Annotated in this window: 18 protein-coding genes; 7 read left to right on the top strand and 11 right to left on the bottom strand. The window is 72.0% G+C overall.

From position 1 onward, the window contains the following. Positions 1-44 precede the first annotated feature (44 nt). Positions 45-1,523, top strand: a complete 1,479-nt coding sequence (locus ACIA8R_RS41275) for a glycoside hydrolase family 3 N-terminal domain-containing protein (RefSeq protein ID WP_364093976.1) — start codon at positions 45-47, stop codon at positions 1,521-1,523. Between the two features lie 4 nt (positions 1,524-1,527). Then, positions 1,528-2,193, top strand: coding sequence for a pentapeptide repeat-containing protein (locus tag ACIA8R_RS41270; protein ID WP_364093979.1), 666 nt, complete (start codon positions 1,528-1,530; stop codon positions 2,191-2,193). Here ACIA8R_RS41270 and ACIA8R_RS41265 read toward each other — a convergent pair. Genes ACIA8R_RS41265 through ACIA8R_RS41250 form a run of 4 tightly spaced genes read right to left on the bottom strand, consistent with a single transcriptional unit; the run spans position 2,180 to position 5,436 of the window. Then, positions 2,180-3,217 carry a nitronate monooxygenase family protein gene (locus ACIA8R_RS41265; RefSeq protein WP_364093982.1) on the bottom strand — a complete coding sequence of 346 codons (1,038 nt, stop codon included), beginning with the start codon at positions 3,215-3,217 and terminating at the stop codon, positions 2,180-2,182. The two genes, ACIA8R_RS41270 and ACIA8R_RS41265, sit on opposite strands and share 14 nt — an antisense overlap. Beyond that, a complete protein-coding gene (locus ACIA8R_RS41260) occupies positions 3,214-3,948 on the bottom strand; it encodes a CoA-transferase subunit beta (RefSeq protein WP_397042973.1) in 735 nt (244 codons plus the stop codon). The genes ACIA8R_RS41265 and ACIA8R_RS41260 overlap by 4 nt, the downstream gene beginning before the upstream one ends. Further along, positions 3,935-4,711 (bottom strand): CoA transferase subunit A, encoded by a 777-nt coding sequence (locus ACIA8R_RS41255; protein ID WP_397042971.1) that lies wholly within the window; start codon positions 4,709-4,711, stop codon positions 3,935-3,937. The genes ACIA8R_RS41260 and ACIA8R_RS41255 overlap by 14 nt, the downstream gene beginning before the upstream one ends. Then, positions 4,708-5,436, bottom strand: coding sequence for an enoyl-CoA hydratase family protein (locus ACIA8R_RS41250; RefSeq protein WP_357694474.1), 729 nt, complete (start codon positions 5,434-5,436; stop codon positions 4,708-4,710). Before ACIA8R_RS41250 ends, ACIA8R_RS41255 begins: the two co-directional genes overlap by 4 nt. Before the next feature lie 46 nt (positions 5,437-5,482). Between ACIA8R_RS41250 and ACIA8R_RS41245 the strand changes: the two genes are divergently transcribed. Together ACIA8R_RS41245 and ACIA8R_RS41240 are read left to right on the top strand one after the other, a co-directional pair. Then, positions 5,483-6,211 (top strand): SDR family oxidoreductase, encoded by a 729-nt coding sequence (locus ACIA8R_RS41245; RefSeq protein WP_364093991.1) that lies wholly within the window; start codon positions 5,483-5,485, stop codon positions 6,209-6,211. Between the two features lie 9 nt (positions 6,212-6,220). Further along, the gene (locus ACIA8R_RS41240; protein ID WP_364093994.1) at positions 6,221-7,150 is read left to right on the top strand and encodes an SDR family oxidoreductase; all 930 of its coding nucleotides are present in this window, start codon (positions 6,221-6,223) and stop codon (positions 7,148-7,150) included. A gap of 21 nt (positions 7,151-7,171) precedes the next feature. On the opposite strand, the gene ACIA8R_RS41235 is transcribed toward ACIA8R_RS41240, so the two are convergent. Continuing rightward, a complete protein-coding gene (locus ACIA8R_RS41235; RefSeq protein ID WP_364093999.1) occupies positions 7,172-7,825 on the bottom strand; it encodes an NIPSNAP family protein in 654 nt (217 codons plus the stop codon). A gap of 216 nt (positions 7,826-8,041) precedes the next feature. Here ACIA8R_RS41235 and ACIA8R_RS41230 point away from each other — a divergent pair, with 216 nt between their 5' ends. From ACIA8R_RS41230 to ACIA8R_RS41220, 3 genes are all read left to right on the top strand, one after another. Further along, on the top strand, positions 8,042-8,299 hold the full coding sequence (locus tag ACIA8R_RS41230; protein WP_357694466.1) for a hypothetical protein: 258 nt from the start codon (positions 8,042-8,044) through the stop codon (positions 8,297-8,299). A gap of 33 nt (positions 8,300-8,332) precedes the next feature. After that, a complete protein-coding gene (locus tag ACIA8R_RS41225) occupies positions 8,333-8,590 on the top strand; it encodes a hypothetical protein (RefSeq protein WP_357694464.1) in 258 nt (85 codons plus the stop codon). 90 nt (positions 8,591-8,680) lie between these two features. Further along, the gene (locus tag ACIA8R_RS41220; RefSeq protein WP_397042967.1) at positions 8,681-9,496 is read left to right on the top strand and encodes a RimK family alpha-L-glutamate ligase; all 816 of its coding nucleotides are present in this window, start codon (positions 8,681-8,683) and stop codon (positions 9,494-9,496) included. Here the strand turns inward: ACIA8R_RS41220 and ACIA8R_RS41215 are convergent, their stop codons facing one another. The 6 genes from ACIA8R_RS41215 to ACIA8R_RS41190 all read right to left on the bottom strand — a co-directional run bounded on the left by ACIA8R_RS41215 (position 9,497) and on the right by ACIA8R_RS41190 (position 15,285). Then, positions 9,497-10,243 (bottom strand): SDR family oxidoreductase, encoded by a 747-nt coding sequence (locus ACIA8R_RS41215; RefSeq protein WP_357694460.1) that lies wholly within the window; start codon positions 10,241-10,243, stop codon positions 9,497-9,499. It lies immediately after the preceding gene. Positions 10,244-10,277: 34 nt separating this feature from the next. Then, a complete protein-coding gene (locus ACIA8R_RS41210) occupies positions 10,278-11,483 on the bottom strand; it encodes a hypothetical protein (protein WP_397042965.1) in 1,206 nt (401 codons plus the stop codon). 28 nt (positions 11,484-11,511) lie between these two features. Then, positions 11,512-12,807 (bottom strand): DUF2252 domain-containing protein, encoded by a 1,296-nt coding sequence (locus ACIA8R_RS41205; RefSeq protein ID WP_364094011.1) that lies wholly within the window; start codon positions 12,805-12,807, stop codon positions 11,512-11,514. A gap of 63 nt (positions 12,808-12,870) precedes the next feature. Next, a complete protein-coding gene (locus ACIA8R_RS41200) occupies positions 12,871-13,644 on the bottom strand; it encodes an SDR family oxidoreductase (RefSeq protein ID WP_357694455.1) in 774 nt (257 codons plus the stop codon). Between the two features lie 11 nt (positions 13,645-13,655). Further along, complete coding sequence (locus tag ACIA8R_RS41195) at positions 13,656-14,777, bottom strand: acyl-CoA dehydrogenase family protein (protein ID WP_397042963.1); 1,122 nt, start codon at positions 14,775-14,777, stop codon at positions 13,656-13,658. Next, complete coding sequence (locus ACIA8R_RS41190) at positions 14,764-15,285, bottom strand: flavin reductase family protein (protein WP_357694671.1); 522 nt, start codon at positions 15,283-15,285, stop codon at positions 14,764-14,766. Before ACIA8R_RS41190 ends, ACIA8R_RS41195 begins: the two co-directional genes overlap by 14 nt. Positions 15,286-15,633: the final 348 nt, after the last annotated feature.

Below are 15,633 nucleotides of genomic sequence, written 5' to 3'. Positions count from 1 at the left end.
AATGCCTCTAGCAAATAGGAAACTTTCCTATTAGATTTCGGGTCATGCCCCTCAGCGGTGACCTTCTTCGCCTCGCCGACGCCGTCCTCCTCCCTGGTTTCGCGGGAAGGACGCCTCCGGACTGGATCCTCCGCCGACTCGGCGAGGGACTGGCCGGTGTGGTGTTGTTCTCCCGCAACATCGCCGACCCCGCCCAAGTGGCCCGGCTCACCGCCGCGCTGCGTGCGGAGAACCCCGCGGTGCTCGTCGGCACCGACGAGGAGTCCGGCGAGGTCACCCGGCTGGAGGTGAGCACCGGCAGCAGTCGTCCCGGCGGATACGCCCTGGGCGTCGTGGACGACGTCGGCCTCACCGAGGCGCTGGCCAGGGACCTGGGCGGCGACCTGGCGGCAGCGGGCATCACGATCGACTTCGCCCCCTCCGCCGACGTGAACTCCAACCCCGACAACCCGGTCATCGGCCTACGCGCCTTCGGCTCCGACCCCGCGCTGGTGGCCAGGCACACCAGGGCGTTCGTCCGCGGCCTGCAGTCGGCCGGGGTGGCCGCCTGCGCCAAGCACTTCCCCGGCCACGGGGACACCACCGTCGACTCCCACCACGGCGTGCCCGTGGTGGCCGACGCGGGCATCGAGGAGGCGCTCTTCCCGTTCCGGGAAGCGATCAAGGAGGGGGTCAAGTCGATCATGACCGGCCACCTGCTCGTGCCCTCCTACGACGCCGAACTGCCCGCCACGCTCAGCCCGAAGGTCCTCACGGGCCTGCTGCGCGAGGAGCTGGGCTTCCAAGGAATGATCATCACGGACGGCATAGAAATGGCCGCGGTGTCGGGGGCGTACGGGATCGGGGGCGCCTCCGCCCGCGCCATAGCCGCGGGAGCCGACGCGATCTGCGTGGGCGGCGAGCGGGCCGACGAGGCCACCGCCATCGAGGTCCGCGACGCTATCGCCGCCGCCGTGACCGATGGACTGCTGCCCGAGGAGCGACTGGCCGACGCCGCCCGCAGGGTCCGCGAGCTGGCCGCCTGGACCACCTCCTCGGGCAGCCCCGTACCGGAGGACGGCTACCTCGGGCTCTCCGCGGCCCGGCGGGCCGTACGCGTCACCCGCCGGTCCACCGCGCCCGTGCTGCCGCTCACCGGGGCGGCGCACGTGGTCGAGCTGACGCCCGAGATGAACCTGGCCATCGACAAGGGCACCCCGTGGGGCGTCGGCGAGCCGCTCGGCCGGCTGCTGCCCGGCACCGCCGTCACCCGGCTCGCGGCCGCGGACACGACCGGGGCCCGGCTGGAGCGGCTGATCGGCGAGGCGGGACAGCGTCCGCTGGTGATCGTGGTCCGCGACGCCCACCGCTACGCCTGGCAGGGCGAGGCGCTACGGCACCTGCTCAGCGCCCGCCCGGACGCCGTCGTCGTGGAGATGGGCCTGCCCGCCCGCTCCGACCTCGGCGCCGTGCACATCGCCACGTACGGGTCGGCCCGGGTCTGCGGCCAGGCGGCGGCGGAGGTGCTCACCGGTACGCTGTGACACCGTGAACCTCGACGGCGAAGACCTCTCCCACAGCCGCCCGGCCCTCCACGGCGACGGGCCGCACGTCTTCCGCGGCTGCGACCTGACCGAGGCCGACCTGTCCGGAGCCGCGCTGGCCGGCGCCCTGTTCGAGTCCTGCGTGCTCGACGGCGCCGACCTGCGCAAGGCCGACCTCGACGGCGCGGTCTTCAAGGGCGGCGGCGGCATGCGCCCGAGGTTCAACGACGCCGACCTGATCGACGCGACGTTCACCGACGTCGACCTGTCCTCGGCCCAGTTCGGCGGCGCGCTGCTGACCGACGCCTCCTTCACGGGCTGCCGCATGATCGGCGCCGCGCTCACGGCCTCGCGCGGCACCGGTTTCAAGGTCGCCCGCTGCAACCTGACGCTGGCCAACCTCGGCGGCTGCTCGCTGCGCGGCGAGTTCGTCGAGGGGGTGCGCTTCGACGACGCCGACCTGTCGGGCTGCGACTTCACCGAGGCCACCTTCAGCGACTGCCGGTTCATCGGCACGCGGCTGCTCAACACCACGTTCGCCAAGGCCGACCTGCGCGGCGCCGACCTCGGTCAGCCCGACGACGCCAAGCTGCGCGCCTTCACCGGCGCGATCATCAACCAGGCCCAGGCCAACGCCATCCTCGCCGCCCGGGGCATCACCGTCCTGTGAGCCGGGCCAGGCTCCCGCGCACGTCCTCGGCCTCGGCCATCACCCGCTCGATCAGCTCGGCGCACGACGGCAGGTCCTCGATCACGCCCACCACCTGACCGGAGGCCATCACCCCGAGGTCGGCCCGTCCGTCCACCATCGCCGCCCGCAGCAGCACCGGCGTGTTGGCCGCCTGGAGCACCTGCGCCCAGGTCAGCTCCCGGCCGCGCCGCATCCGCCGTCCCTCGCGGACCAGCGCGGCCCACGACAGGCCGGACAGCCGCCTGAACCGGGCGCCGTTCAGCACCGCGCGCAGCAGCCGCGACCGTTCCAGCGAGGCCACGAACGGCGTGCTGAGCACGCGGTGCGGCACGCCGTCCACACTGGTCGTCACGACGGTCTCGCGGGCGGCGAGGTAGACGTCCTTGACCCGGCCGGGCACCGGGGACTCGCGGGTCAGCAGGAAGCGGGTGCCCATGGCGATCCCGCACGCGCCGTAGGCCAGCGCGGCGACCAGGCCCCGGCCGTCGAAGAACCCGCCCGCCGCGATCACCGGGATGTCCACCGCGTCCACGACCTGCGGCAGCAGCAGCGTGGTGGCCAGCGGGCCGGTGTGCCCGCCGCCCTCGCCGCCCTGCACGATCACCGCGTCCACGCCCCACGCGGCCACCTTCTCGGCGTGCCGGCGCGCCCCCACCGACGGGATGGTGACGACCCCCGCGTCCTTGAGCCGGGCGACCAGCTCCCGCCGGGGCGCCTGGGCGAACGACGCCACCCGCACCCCCTCCTTGATCAGCACCTCCACCCGCTCGGCCGCATCGTCGGCGTCGGAGCGGAGGTTCACCCCGAAGGGGGCGTCCGTGCGCTCCTTCACCCGCCTGACCGCCGCCGTCATCTCGGGCACCGACATGGTCGCGGCGCCGATCACGCCCAGCCCGCCCGCCGCCGAGACGGCCGCGGCCAGCCGGGCGCCCGCGACGTACCCCATGCCGGTCTGGACGACGGGATGGCGGCAGCCGGTGAGCTCGGTCAGGGCGGTCCTCACGCCGCCACCTCGCGGTCGCGCGCCCGTCCGGGGTCCAGCCGGTCCAGGACGGCCAGCTCCCCGGCGTCCGGCTCTCGCGTCGTGGGCACGTCCGGCGGGACGACCAGCTCGAAGCCCGTGGCGGCCACCACGTCGGCCACGCTCACGCCCGGATGGGTGGACACCAGGCGCATCGAGCCGTCGGCGGTGGCGAAGTCGAGCACCGCCAGGTCCGTCACCACCCGCCGCAGCTCGTACGCCCCCCGGTCGGTCCCGAGCCCGCTCACCATGTCCACCTCGGGCACGAACACCCGGCGGGAGTGCCGCGGGATCCAGTAGCTCGTCGGGTCGCACCGCGTGTTCCCCGGCGCCCCGCGCACCCCCAGGAGCTGGGCCCTGGGCCGCGCCCAGTCGCCGATGCAGGAGATGTTGCTGTTCCCGTGCCGGTCGATCTGGCTCGCGCCGAGCATCACGTGCCGCCGGCCGTTCAGCACCAGCCACAGGTGCTCCCGGAACGGCAGCCAGCCCTCCACCACCCCGGGCGCCGCCCCCAGCGCGGGCACGTCGCCGGTGAGCAGGCAGACGCCGTCGTGGGTGAGCAGGTCGGGCTCGAACGTCAGCCTGGCCAGCCGCGCGGCCAGCACCGTGACCGCGCCGCCGATCCCGGCAGCCAGGATCTCCCCGTCGCCCCTGAACGCCTCCGCGCAGGCCAGCACGCACACGTCGGCCCTGCTCACCTCAGTTCCCCTCATCGACGCCGCCCTCCACGTACCGCCGCTGCCGTTCCTCGTCGCGCCCGTAGTCCGGCTCGCACGAGGTGAACCCCGCTCCGCCGGGCGCCTCGACCACGCCGGTCACCATCGACCGGCTGATCAGCAGCGACTGCACCGGCCCCTCCTTCAGCAGGTCGGCGGTGTCCACCAAGCGTTCGCACGACACGTAGCAGCGCCCGGCCGCCTTGGCGTACAGGTCGTCGAAGTACGGGTCGGGGCCCAGGTACTGGGCGTTGCCGCGGGCGTCGGCCCGGTTGAGGTGCACCAGGGCCACGTCCATGGTCAGGGCGGGCACCGCGACCAGTTCCTCCCCGTCCCCGTACGGCGAGCGCACCGTCCGCAGGTCCGGGTTGACCCGCATCACGCTGGACCCCAGCCCGGCCCGCGTCGGCAGGAACGGCAGCCGGTGCGCCGCCGCCAGCAGGCCGAACATGAACATGCCCTCGTCGTACTCGGCGAACTCGACCGCGCCCGCCTGCCGGGCGGTCCGGAAGTGCGGTTCGAGGGGGATCGAGTCGAGCGTGACGAACGGCGCCACCACCTTGCGCACCTTGCCCGCCGCGCACAACATGCCGACGTCCGGGCCGCCGTAGGAGACGATCGTCAGGTCCCGGACGGGCGCCCGCAGCAGGCCGCCCACCAGGGCCATGGGCTTGCGCCGCGAGCCCCAGCCGCCGATGCCGACCGTCATCCCGCTCTCCACCGAGGCCGCGACCTCCTCGACGGACATCACCTTGCTCATCGGAACCGCTCCCTGTGCTCGTCGCCCATGCCCATGAGATTCAGCTCGAAGGTGAAGCCCTGCTCGAAGCGGTAGCTGCGCCGGACGTCCACCGGGTCGATGCCGTTCAGCGACTCCTTGGCGCGGCGGATCACGTACGGGTCCTTGTCCGCGATCAGCCCGGCCACCTCCATGGCCGCCTCCCGCAGCTTGTCGCGCGGCACCACCTCCAGGACCGACCCGAACGCGTGCAGTTCGGCCGCCGTGACGTTCCTGCACGTGTAGACCATGGCCCGCATGAGGTGCTGGGGCACCAGCCGGGCCAGGTGCGTGGCGGCGCCGAGCGCTCCGCGGTCCACCTCGGGCAGCCCGAAGTAGGCGTCCTCGCTGGCCACCACCACGTCCGCGTTGCCCGCCAGGCCGACCCCGCCGCCCAGGCAGTGGCCGTGCACGGCGGCGATCACCGGCACCTCGCACTCGTAGACGGCCGCGAACGCCTCGAAACACTGCCGGTTCGCCCCGACCAGCGCTGTGTGCCCGGGGTCGGCCTGCATCTCCTTGATGTCCACGCCGGCGTTGAACCCGCGTCCCTCGGCCCGCAGCACCACCACCCTGGTCGCCGGGTCGCGCCCGGCCGCGCGCACGGCCGCCGCCAGCTCGGCCCAGCCCCGCACGGTCAACGCGTTCACCGGCGGCACGTCCACCACGACCTCGGCGACCGGCCCGTCCCGCAGTGTGATCCCCATCGCGCTCCCTGGTCGCACCTAACGCTTGCTTGGTACGGTAGCACCCGTGACGGTCACTTACGACTACACGGGCAGGTCCGTGCTGGTGACGGGCGGCACCCAGGGCATCGGCGCGGGCATCGCCAGGGCCTTCCGCGCGGCCGGCGCCGACGTGACGGTCTGCGCCAGAAGGGACCCGGGCCCCCTGGACGGCCTGCGCTTCGTCCAGGCCGACGTGCGCGTGCCGGAGGACGTCGAGCGCCTGGTCGCCGGCTTCGACCGGCTCGACGTGGTGGTCAACAACGCCGGCGGCTCGCCGCCCGCCCCCGTGTCGGGCACCTCGCCACGCCTGCACGCCCGCGTCATCGAGCTCAACCTGACCGCGCCCCTGCTGGTGTCCCAGCGGGCCCATCCGCTGCTGGCCGCCGTCCGCGGGGCGATCGTGATGATCGGCAGCGTCAGCGGCGCCCGTCCCTCGCCGGGCACCGCCGCGTACGGCGCCGCCAAGGCGGGCCTGCACCACCTGGCCCGCTGCCTGGCCGCCGAGTGGGCCCCCGAGGTCAGGGTCAACTCGGTCGTCGTCGGCCTGGCCGGCACCACGGCGGCCGAGCGGTACACCGGCCACGGGCGGGCGGACGCGACCATCCCCGCGGGCCGCCCGGCCACGCCCGCCGACGTGGCCGGGGCGTGCCTGTGGCTGGCCGCCCCCGGCTACGTGACCGGCGCCGAGGTACGGGTGGACGGCGGCGGCGAGATCCCCGCCTGGCAATACCTGGCTTCCGACGATATTTCCTGATATCTGTTCATGATCCCCTTGGGAGGTCTTGTGGGCATTTGCGCTGGCCGTGTGGTGATCGTGACAGGCGCCGGACGCGGCATCGGCAGGCAGCACGCCCTGGAGTTCGCCCGCCAGGGCGCCCGCGTCGTGGTGAACGACCTCGGCACCGCCCGCGACGGCGGCGGCGCGTCCGCCGGCCCGGCGCACGAGGTCGTCGCCGAGATCGAGGCCCTCGGCGGCCGGGCGGTGGCCAACTGCGACGACGTGTCCGACTGGGCCGGCGCCGCCCGCCTGGTCAAGACCGCCGTCAGCGCGTACGGCCGGCTGGACGTGCTGGTGAACAACGCCGGATTCCTGCGCGACCGGATGCTGGTCTCGATGACCGAGCAGGAATGGGACGACGTCGTCCGCGTGCACCTCAAGGGCCACTTCCTGCCGCTGCGGCACGCGGCCGCGTACTGGCGGGAGCGGTCGAAGGCGGGGGAGGAGGTGTCCGGCAGGGTGGTCAACACCTCGTCGGGCGCGGGCCTGCTCGGCAGCGTCGGCCAGGGCGGCTACTCGGCGGCCAAGGCCGGGATCGCCGCCCTCACCCAGGTCGCCGCCGCCGAACTGGCCCGCTACGGCGTCACGGTCAACGCCATCGCGCCCGCCGCCCGCACCCGGATGACCGAGGAGGTGTTCGCGGCCACCATGGCCAGGCCGCCGTCCGGCTTCGACCCCATGGACCCGGCCAACGTCGCCCCCCTCGTGGTCTGGCTCGGCTCGGCGGCCTCCGCGCACGTGACGGGCCGGGTGTTCGAGGTCGAGGGCGGCACGATCTCCCTGGCCACCGGCTGGCGCCACGGCCCCGCCGTGGACCGGGGCGCCCGCTGGTCGCCGCAGGAGGTCGGCGAGGCCGTCGCCACGCTCCTGGAGGCCGCCCCCGCCCCCGAACCCGTCTACGGCGCCGCCCCCTGACGTCCTCCTGCCGCAAGGGCGTCAGCGCATCGACGACCGGGCGGTGGGGCGCAGGCGGAAGCGCACCGGCGGGGCGGTCAGGCGGCCGTCGAGCAGGGAGAGGTCCGCCTCGCGCTCGTCCTCGGGCCGGGCGAAGCGGGTGAACCACACGAACACGTTCTCCCCGGTCCGGACGGGCAGGCGGGGAAAGGTGTTCTCGGCGTGCTCGCTCTCCAGGCAGCCGACCGGCGGCGTCCCGGCCTCGGCCAGCGCGGGCGCGACCTGCCGGGCGAAGAAGTCGGCGAAGCCCTCCTCGACGTGGCAGATCGTCGCGACGTAGAGCGCGGCGGGCGGTTCGGCCGCGACCGAGGCCGGCCGGTCCCAGGACGGAAGCGGCGGCCCGGACGGGTGGAGCAGGAGCACGTCGTCCGAGTCGATCATTGTCGCGTTGGCGGCGTCGCGGTGGGCCGCCCAGACCGGGCCGCCGTAGAAGCCCTCCAGCGCCGCCCGGCGGGCCTTCATGTCGGGGAAGGCGCGCAGCCAGGTGAAGGTGTCGGGGGCGTCGAGGTCGCGGAAGGTGCCGGCGACGCGCATGCCGAGCGCCTCCTGCGGCTCGACGAACTCGCGCTCGAACAGCGTGACCAGCGTGTCGCGCCGCCCGGGGTGCAGGGTGTAGCGCCGCAGTTCGTAGATCATGGCCGGACCGTAGGGCCGGGTCACTGCCATCTCATGTCAGGGTGGGCCACGAACAATGTTCTGATCACTCTTAGCTACCGTGTGGCAACGCAGAGTTATATAGTCGCATTGACCTTGATCCGAATGAGTCACAGAAGGTCAAAAAGGGGGCGGTGGCTGCCCAGGGCCCTGGTGCCCCGCCGCTTCCCAAGGGGTCCTCACCGGTAAGGAGCAGAAGTGATCAAAAGGCTGAGCGCCGCGGGTGCCGTCCTGGCCGCGGCCGCCGGCGTCGCCATGGCGGCCGTTCCCGCCCACGCTGACACCTGGTCCGACAACTGGAGCAGCAACAGCGACTCGTCGCAGGCCGGCAACAACTTCGGCGACGTCTCCGCGGCCAACCACGGTGGCTGGGACTCGACCAACGTCAACAACATCAATGGCATCGCGTCCACCGCCACCGACGGCGGCGTCGCGGTGACCTACATCTTCCACTGACGTCCGTACAGCTCTGAAGGAAGGGACATCGACATGATGAAGAAGCTCTGCGTGACCACCGGCGCCGTCGCCGCGGCCGCCGCCCTGACGCTCCTGTCCTCCCCGGCCTACGCCGACATCACCTCGGGCAACTCCAGCTCCAACCACGACACCTCGCAGTCGGGCAACAACTTCGGCAACGTCGTGAACGTGAACGTGAGCGGCACCGACGCCACGAGCGTCAACAACGTCAACGGCAACGCCACGACCGCCACCGACGCCAGCCACGCCGGCTCCAGCGTCGACTCCTAGCCGGACCCGGGGGCGTCCTCCGGCGCGGAGAGGGCGCTCCCGTACGGGCCGGGTCGAGATGACCCGGCCCGCCCCCACTACCATCCGTGGATGACGAAATGCGCATATGTCACCTTTGACGACCGAACCGGCCAGGACGACGAGCGTGACCTCGCGCTCTCCCACTGGCAGGCTCACGGCATCGAGGCCCGCGCCGAACGCTGGGACGACCCCGAAGCCGACTGGAGCGCCTACGACGCCGTCGTCGTGCGATCGGTCTGGGACTACATCGACCGGCGCGAGGAGTTCCTGGCCTGGGCCCGCCGGGTGGAGTCCGTCACCCGGCTGCTCAACCCGGTCGCCGTCCTGGAGAGCAACACCGACAAGACCTATCTGAGAGACCTGGGCGTGCCGACCGTGCCCACCCACTGGTCCGCCGACGACCTGCCCGACTGGCCGGAGTACGTCGTCAAGCCGGCGATCTCCGCCGGGGCCCGCGACACGACCAGGACCACCGACCGGGGCAAGGCCGCGGAGCTGGCCGCCGCCCTCCAGGCCGCGGGGCGGCAGCCGATGGTCCAGCCCTACCTCGACATGGTGGAGTCGGAGGGCGAGACCTCCCTGCTGTACTTCAACGGCCGCCTCAGCCACGCCGTCCGGCGCCATCCGATGCTGGCGGCGGGCGCGACCTTCGACCACAACGCGCGGGCCGAGCTCCGCACCCCGGCCCCGGACCAGGTCGACCTGGCCGAGAAGGTGCTCGCAGCCATTCCCCACGCCCTTCTCTACGCCAGGATCGACCTGGTCCGGCTGTCCGACGGCACGCCGGTGGTCATCGAGCTGGAGCTGACCGAGCCGTACCTGTTCCTGCGTTACGCGCCGGACGCCGCGGCGAACCTCGCCCGGGCCCTGGTCGAGCTGGTCTGATCAGCAGGAGATCCCGCCGTCCACCGGGATGACCGTGCCCGTCAGGTACGCCCCCGCCCGCGAGGACAGGAAGATGGCCGCGCCCGCCATGTCGTCGGGCCGGCCGATCCGTCCCAGGGGGATGTTCGAGGCGATGGCGGCGCGGGTGGCGGGATCGTCCAGGGCGAAGGCCATCATCTTGGAGTCGAACGGCCCGGGGGCGATGGCGTTGACCGTGATGTGGTCCTTGGCCAGCTGCCTGGCCAGGTGGCGGGTCAGCATGTGCACGGCCGCCTTGGTGGAGGAGTAGGCGTAGCTCTCCAGGGCGGGCACCCGGATGCCGTCGATCGAGCCCACGTTGATCACCCGGGCCGGGTCGTCCGCGCCGGCCGCCTCCCGCAGGTGCGGCAGGAACTTCTGGGTCAGGTAGAACACGCCCTTGACGTTGATGTCCCAGAGCTTGTCGAAGGCGTGCTCCGGATACTCCTCCAGGGGTGCGCCCCAGGTCGCGCCGGCGTTGTTGACCAGCACGTGCAGCGGGCCGCCCACCGCCGTGACCAGCGTGTCCACCCCTTCGGGCGTGGACAGGTCGGCCTGGACGGCCGTGCACCCCAGCTCCGTGGCCGTCTTCTCGACCTCAGCCGACTTGCGCGCCGATATGACGACGGTCGCGCCCGCCTCCACGAACCCGGCGGCGATCATGCGGCCGATGCCGCGCGAACCACCGGTGACGACGACCGTCTTGCCTTCCACCGAGAACAGAGTCATGTTCCGGAAGCATGCCATACCGACCGGTCGGTTACTAGCTGCCCGCGTCCTTCACCCAGAGTCGCAGCAGCCCGCGGAAGTGCTCGGTGAACCGCTCACGCTCGCCCGCCGGGTACGTGACCGCCACCGTGTCCACCAGCAACCGGTCGAACTCCGGCCCGGCCACCCAGTCCAGGACGACCTCATCGAGGTGCCCCAGATGGGTACGGCAGAACTCCTCGTACCGGTCCACCTCGAAGTACCGGTCGGCCAGCTTCCGGTACTGGGCCAGCCGTTCCCCGTAGTCGCCGGTGACCTCGAAGTAGTCGTGCGTCTCCAGGTCGATGCGCGGGCGGCGGCGGGTGGCCACGCAGAACACGCTCCACTTCACCAGCGCCTTGATCGCCCAGGGGAAGTAGTAGTGGAGGCTGGTCAGGGCCACGTCGGGGCAGGCGTTGGCATAGTCGATCGGGTGCACGTCCGTGCCCTTGACCAGGGTCTCGCAGGAGTTGAACTCCCAGCGGAAGAACGCGTTCACCAGCCGCCCGACGGTGACGACCTCCTCGCCCACCGACGGCGAGAGGAACTCGTGGTCCACGGCGTAGCGGTCGTGCATCGGCTCGTCCGGGCGGAAGCGCATGACCATGGTCTCCGCGCCGATCGACAGCGACCTGGCGAAGGCGTCGTACCCCTCGACGGACTGCTGGAGGTGCATGAGCATCTCGCCGCTCTGGTCGTAGGCGCGGTGCAGCTCGTCGCGGTCGCGCACGCGGGAGACGCCCCGCCAGGCCCCGCCGTCGTAGGGCTTCATGAACAGCGGGTAGCCGATGCGCTCGGCGACCGCGTCGAGGTCGAAGGACCGGTTGTAGCGCTCGGCGGTGTAGGCGTAACGGGCGTTGTCCAGCGGGTTCTTGTACGGCACCAGCACCGTCTCCGGCACCTTGAGGCCCAGCCGCATCATCGCGCAGTAGGCCGCGTGCTTCTCCATCGACTGGAACGTGAACGGGCTGTTCAGCAGATAGACGTCGTCCATCATGGCGATCTTCTTCAGCCACTCGCGCGGGTGGTAGTACCAGTACGCCAGCCGGTCGATCACCAGCTCGTGGCGTGGCTTGGCGCGCAGGTCGAACGGCTCGATCGTGATGCGCTCGACGTCGAACTCGCCCACCCCCTTGATCGGCCCCAGCCGGCGTAACACGGTCTCGAACGCCGCCGGCCAGTCCTCCTCGGTCCCCAGCAGCAGCCCAATGAGATGACGCACGATGCTCCTCCGCGGTCGCCGCGAGGGCTCACACGCCGGGCAGGCGACCGTTCCTGAACAGGTCGACGAACCGTTGATGGTCTTCCCGAGCCTGTGCCCCATAACGGTGGGCGAAATCCACCAACATGCCGATGAATCCGGATTGATCGCCGTCGATGACCCTGACGATCGCCTCCTCCGTCGAGAAGTCCACCAGGTCGTGGCTGGACTCGTCGTCGGCCACCGAGTGCATGCGGGCCACCGCCCGTCCGAGGTCGCGCATGATGGAACGCAGCTCGTCCGGCTCGTTGACGTCGTCCCAGTCGAGGTCGGCCGAGTACGGCGACACCTCGGCCACGAGCTGGCCCACCCCGCCGAGCGAGGCGTACCCGAGCCACGGGTCGGCGTAGGCCTGCAGCGCCCGCTGCGACTCCGCCGTGCGGTGGCCCTGGTGCAGGAAGTAGGAGGCCGCCTTCTCGTTGTCGACGTACCGGGCCACGGCCGGCGCCTGGGCCTGCTTCATGTAGAGGATGACGTCGTTCTCCAGCGCCTGCGAGCGCCCCTCCAGCAGCAGGTTGTACGACGGCAGCCCCGCCGACCCGATGCCGACGCCCTTGCGCAGCGCCACGTCCTTGACGACGTGCTCGACCGGGTTGGACGGCGTCGGCAGCGTCGCCAGGTAGCCCTCGAACGCCGCCAGCACCTGCTCCCGGGTCGCGGCGTCGACCGGCTCCCGGCCGTCCATGAGGGCGAAGCGCCGGTCGTAGTCGTCGATCACGGTCTCGACGTCCAGCATCGCCACCCGCGTGCTGAGCCGCGCCGTCTGGAGCACCCTGTGCAGCACGCCGCCGGTGGTCTCCAGGGTGAGCGAGCCGATGGCGTCGTCGCCGCCGGTCGCGATGCCGTGCAGCTCCGTCAGGTACGCCCGCCCGAACTCGCCCACCAGCGTGCTGATCGTCTCGTCCGACAGTGCCTTGGCGTAGCCGATCAGCGCCACGCTGGCGGCGAAGCGCTTGAGGTCCCAGACGTAGGGGCCGACGTAGGCCTCGTCGAAGTCGTTGACGTTGAAGACCAGCACCCCGGAGGCGTTCATGTACGTGCCGAAGTTCTCGGCGTGCAGGTCGCCGTGGATCCAGACCCGGCCGGTGGGCTCGTCGACGTAGGAGCCGTCGGCGAAGTCGCCGGTCAGGTCGGCGTAGAACAGGCCGGCGCTGCCCCGGTAGAACGCGAAGGGGGAGGCCGCCATCTTGCGGAACTTGCGCCGGAAGGCGGCCGGGTCCCGTTTGATCGACTCGCCGAACTCACTGATCAGGACGTCGAGCAGGAAGGAGGAGCGTGTGCCCATGACACGGACGGTAGTCCGCCGCCTCCCCGCCGCCTACCCCGAATTCTCCCTGACAGGGCCAGCTCAGGGATGTTGCGAGGAGACCGAGACGGTCTCGCCCGTCATGTACGAGGAGTAGTCGCTGGCCAGGAAGACGATCACGTTGGCCACCTCCCACGGCTCGGCCGACCGCCCGAACGCCTCCTTGGCGGCCAGCTCGGCCAGCAGTTCCTCGCTCGTCACCTTCGCCAGGAAGGGGTGCACGGCCAGTGACGGCGCCACCGCGTTCACCCGGACGCCGTGCTCGGCGACCTCCAGCGCGACGCACCTCGTCAGCGCCATCACCCCGGCCTTGGCCGCCGCGTAGTGCGCCTGCCCGCGCTGCGCCCGCCAGCCGACCACCGAGGCGTTGTTCACGATCACGCCGGAGCCCTGGCCGATCATGTGCCGGACCGCCGCCCTGGTGCAGCGCATGGTGCCGTTGAGGGTGACGTCGACGACCGCGTGCCACTGCTCGTCGGTCATCTCGGCCAGCGGGGCCGTACCGCCGAGACCGGCGTTGTTGATCACCACGTCGAGCCGGCCGTGCGCCTCCACCACCGCGTCGAACAGCGCCAGCACCTGCGGCTCCGACGTCACGTCGCACGGGACCGCCAGCGGCTTGACGCCGGTCAGCTCGGTCAGCGACTCGGCGGCGGCGGACAGGCGGCGCTCGTGCCGGTCGGAGATGACGATCGTCGCCCCCTCCTCGGCGCAGCGCCTGGCGGTGGCGTAGCCGATACCCGCGCCCGCGGCGGCGGTCACCAGCGTGACCTTGCCGTCGAGCAGGCCGTGCGACTTCGGATAGGGCGGTGCCATCCGTGCTCCAATCAGCGGGGGAGTCCGAGAGTGCGCTCGGCGATGATGTTCCGCTGGATCTCACTCGACCCGGCATAGATCGTGTCCGCCCGGCTGAACAAATACAAGCGTTGCAGGTCGTTCAGCCCGTCCTGCGCCACGAGCCCGGCCTTCCCCTGAACCTCCTGGGCCAGCTCGCCCAGCCGGCGATGCCACTCCGACCAGTAGAGCTTGGCGATCGACACCTCCGGGCCCGGGTCCGGGCGCAGCATGCGCAGGGCGTTCATCCGCATGATCTCCAGCTCCAGCCACGACCGGACCAGCCGGTCGCGCAGCACCGGATCGTCGGCCGCCCCCGTCCGCCGGGCGGTCGCGATCACCTCGGCCAGCTCCCGCCGGAACCCGATCTGCTGGCCCAGCGTGGACGCCCCGCGCTCGTGGCCCAGCGTGGCCATGGCCACCCGCCAGCCCTCGCCCGGCGCCCCGAGCACGTTCCCCGCCGCCGTGCGCGCGCCGTCGAAGAACACCTCGTTGAACTCGGAGGTGCCGGTGAGCTGCCTGATCGGACGTACGGTGACGCCCGGCCGTCCCATCGGCACCAGCAGGTACGACAGCCCGCGATGCCGCTGCGAGCCCTCCTCGGTACGGCACAGGACGAAGCACCAGTCGGCGACGTGGGCCAGCGACGTCCACACCTTCTGCCCGGAGACGACCCACTCGTCTCCTTCGAGCCGCGCCCTGGTCTGGACGTTCGCCAGATCGGAACCGGCCTCGGGCTCGGAGTAACCCTGGCACCACAGCTCCTCGCCGCGCTGGATCGGCGGGAGGAACCGGTCCTTCTGCTCGTCGGTGCCGAACTCCAGGATGGTCGGGCCGATCAGCCCCTCGCCGATGAGGCCGACCCGGGCAGGAGCGTCGGCCCTGGCGTACTCCTCGTAGAACGCGACCTGGTCGTCGAGGGAGGCGGCCCGGCCTCCGTACCGCTCGGGCCAGCTCAGGCAGGTCCAGCCGGCCTCGCCGAGCCGGCGCTCCCAGGCCAGGCGCAGCTCGTGCCCCTCGTGCTCCCTGCCGGGGCCGCCGAGGCCGCGGACGTGCGCGAACTCGCCGGACAGGCTCTTCTCCAGCCAGGCGCGGGCCTCCTCACGAAGGCTCAACAAATCCTCCGTAGCCGCCCTGGAAGAAGACCAGCGGGCCGCCGTCGGCGTGCGTGTCGAGCTGCAGCACCCGGGCCACCACGATCATGTGGTCGCCCGCCGGGTGCTCGGCCTCGATCACACAGTCGATCCAGGCCAGCGCGCCTTCGAGCACCGGGTTGCCGCCGGGGGAGCCGGTCCAGGCCAGGCCGGCGAACTTGTCGCCGCCCTTGGCCGCCATCTGCGCGCAGACCGGCTGCTGGTGCTCGGCCAGCACGTTCACGGTGACGACCTTCGCGCCGCGTACCCGGGGCCAGCTCGTGCTGGTGTGGGCGACGCAGAAGGCCACCAGCGGGGGGTCGAGCGAGACCGAGGTGAAGGAGTTGGCCGCCAGGCCGCAGGGCTGGTCGTCCGCAGGGTCGAGGGCGGTGATCGCCACCACGCCGGTCGCGAACCTGCCGAGGACCTGCCGGAACCGGCGGCTGTCGGGGTGGCCGTTCCCGCTGTGCTGTGAAGGGCCGGGCGGCATGGCGGCTCCGTTGCGAGTCCTGCTGCGCTGGTGGGGCGTCGGAAGGCCGCGACAGCCGTCCGGCGCGATGAGCCGGGCAGCGTGTGTGCTCATGGGTCCGCCTCCTCGTGACCGACTGCGCCCATTCTACATACCAAGCGCTTGCTTGGACACTAAGCCCACCCCACCCCGCTGTCAACCCACCCCACCCGCCGCCCACGCAGGCCCGCCGCCCGCCCGTGCCGGTGGCGCCGCGGGTCCCCGCGCCGCTCGGCCGGTGCTTGGACGGTTCTCGGCGGCTTCTGGTGGGAGGTTCCGGGCCCGACTCCGGCGCCGGGTCGGTGGGGTGGGGGACGGTTCGGGTCGGCG

This window comes from Nonomuraea sp. NPDC051191 (assembly GCF_044455665.1).
Lineage (GTDB): Bacteria > Actinomycetota > Actinomycetes > Streptosporangiales > Streptosporangiaceae > Nonomuraea.
Note: the sequence above shows the minus strand (reverse complement) of the source record. Positions and strands in the feature narration are given on the sequence as shown.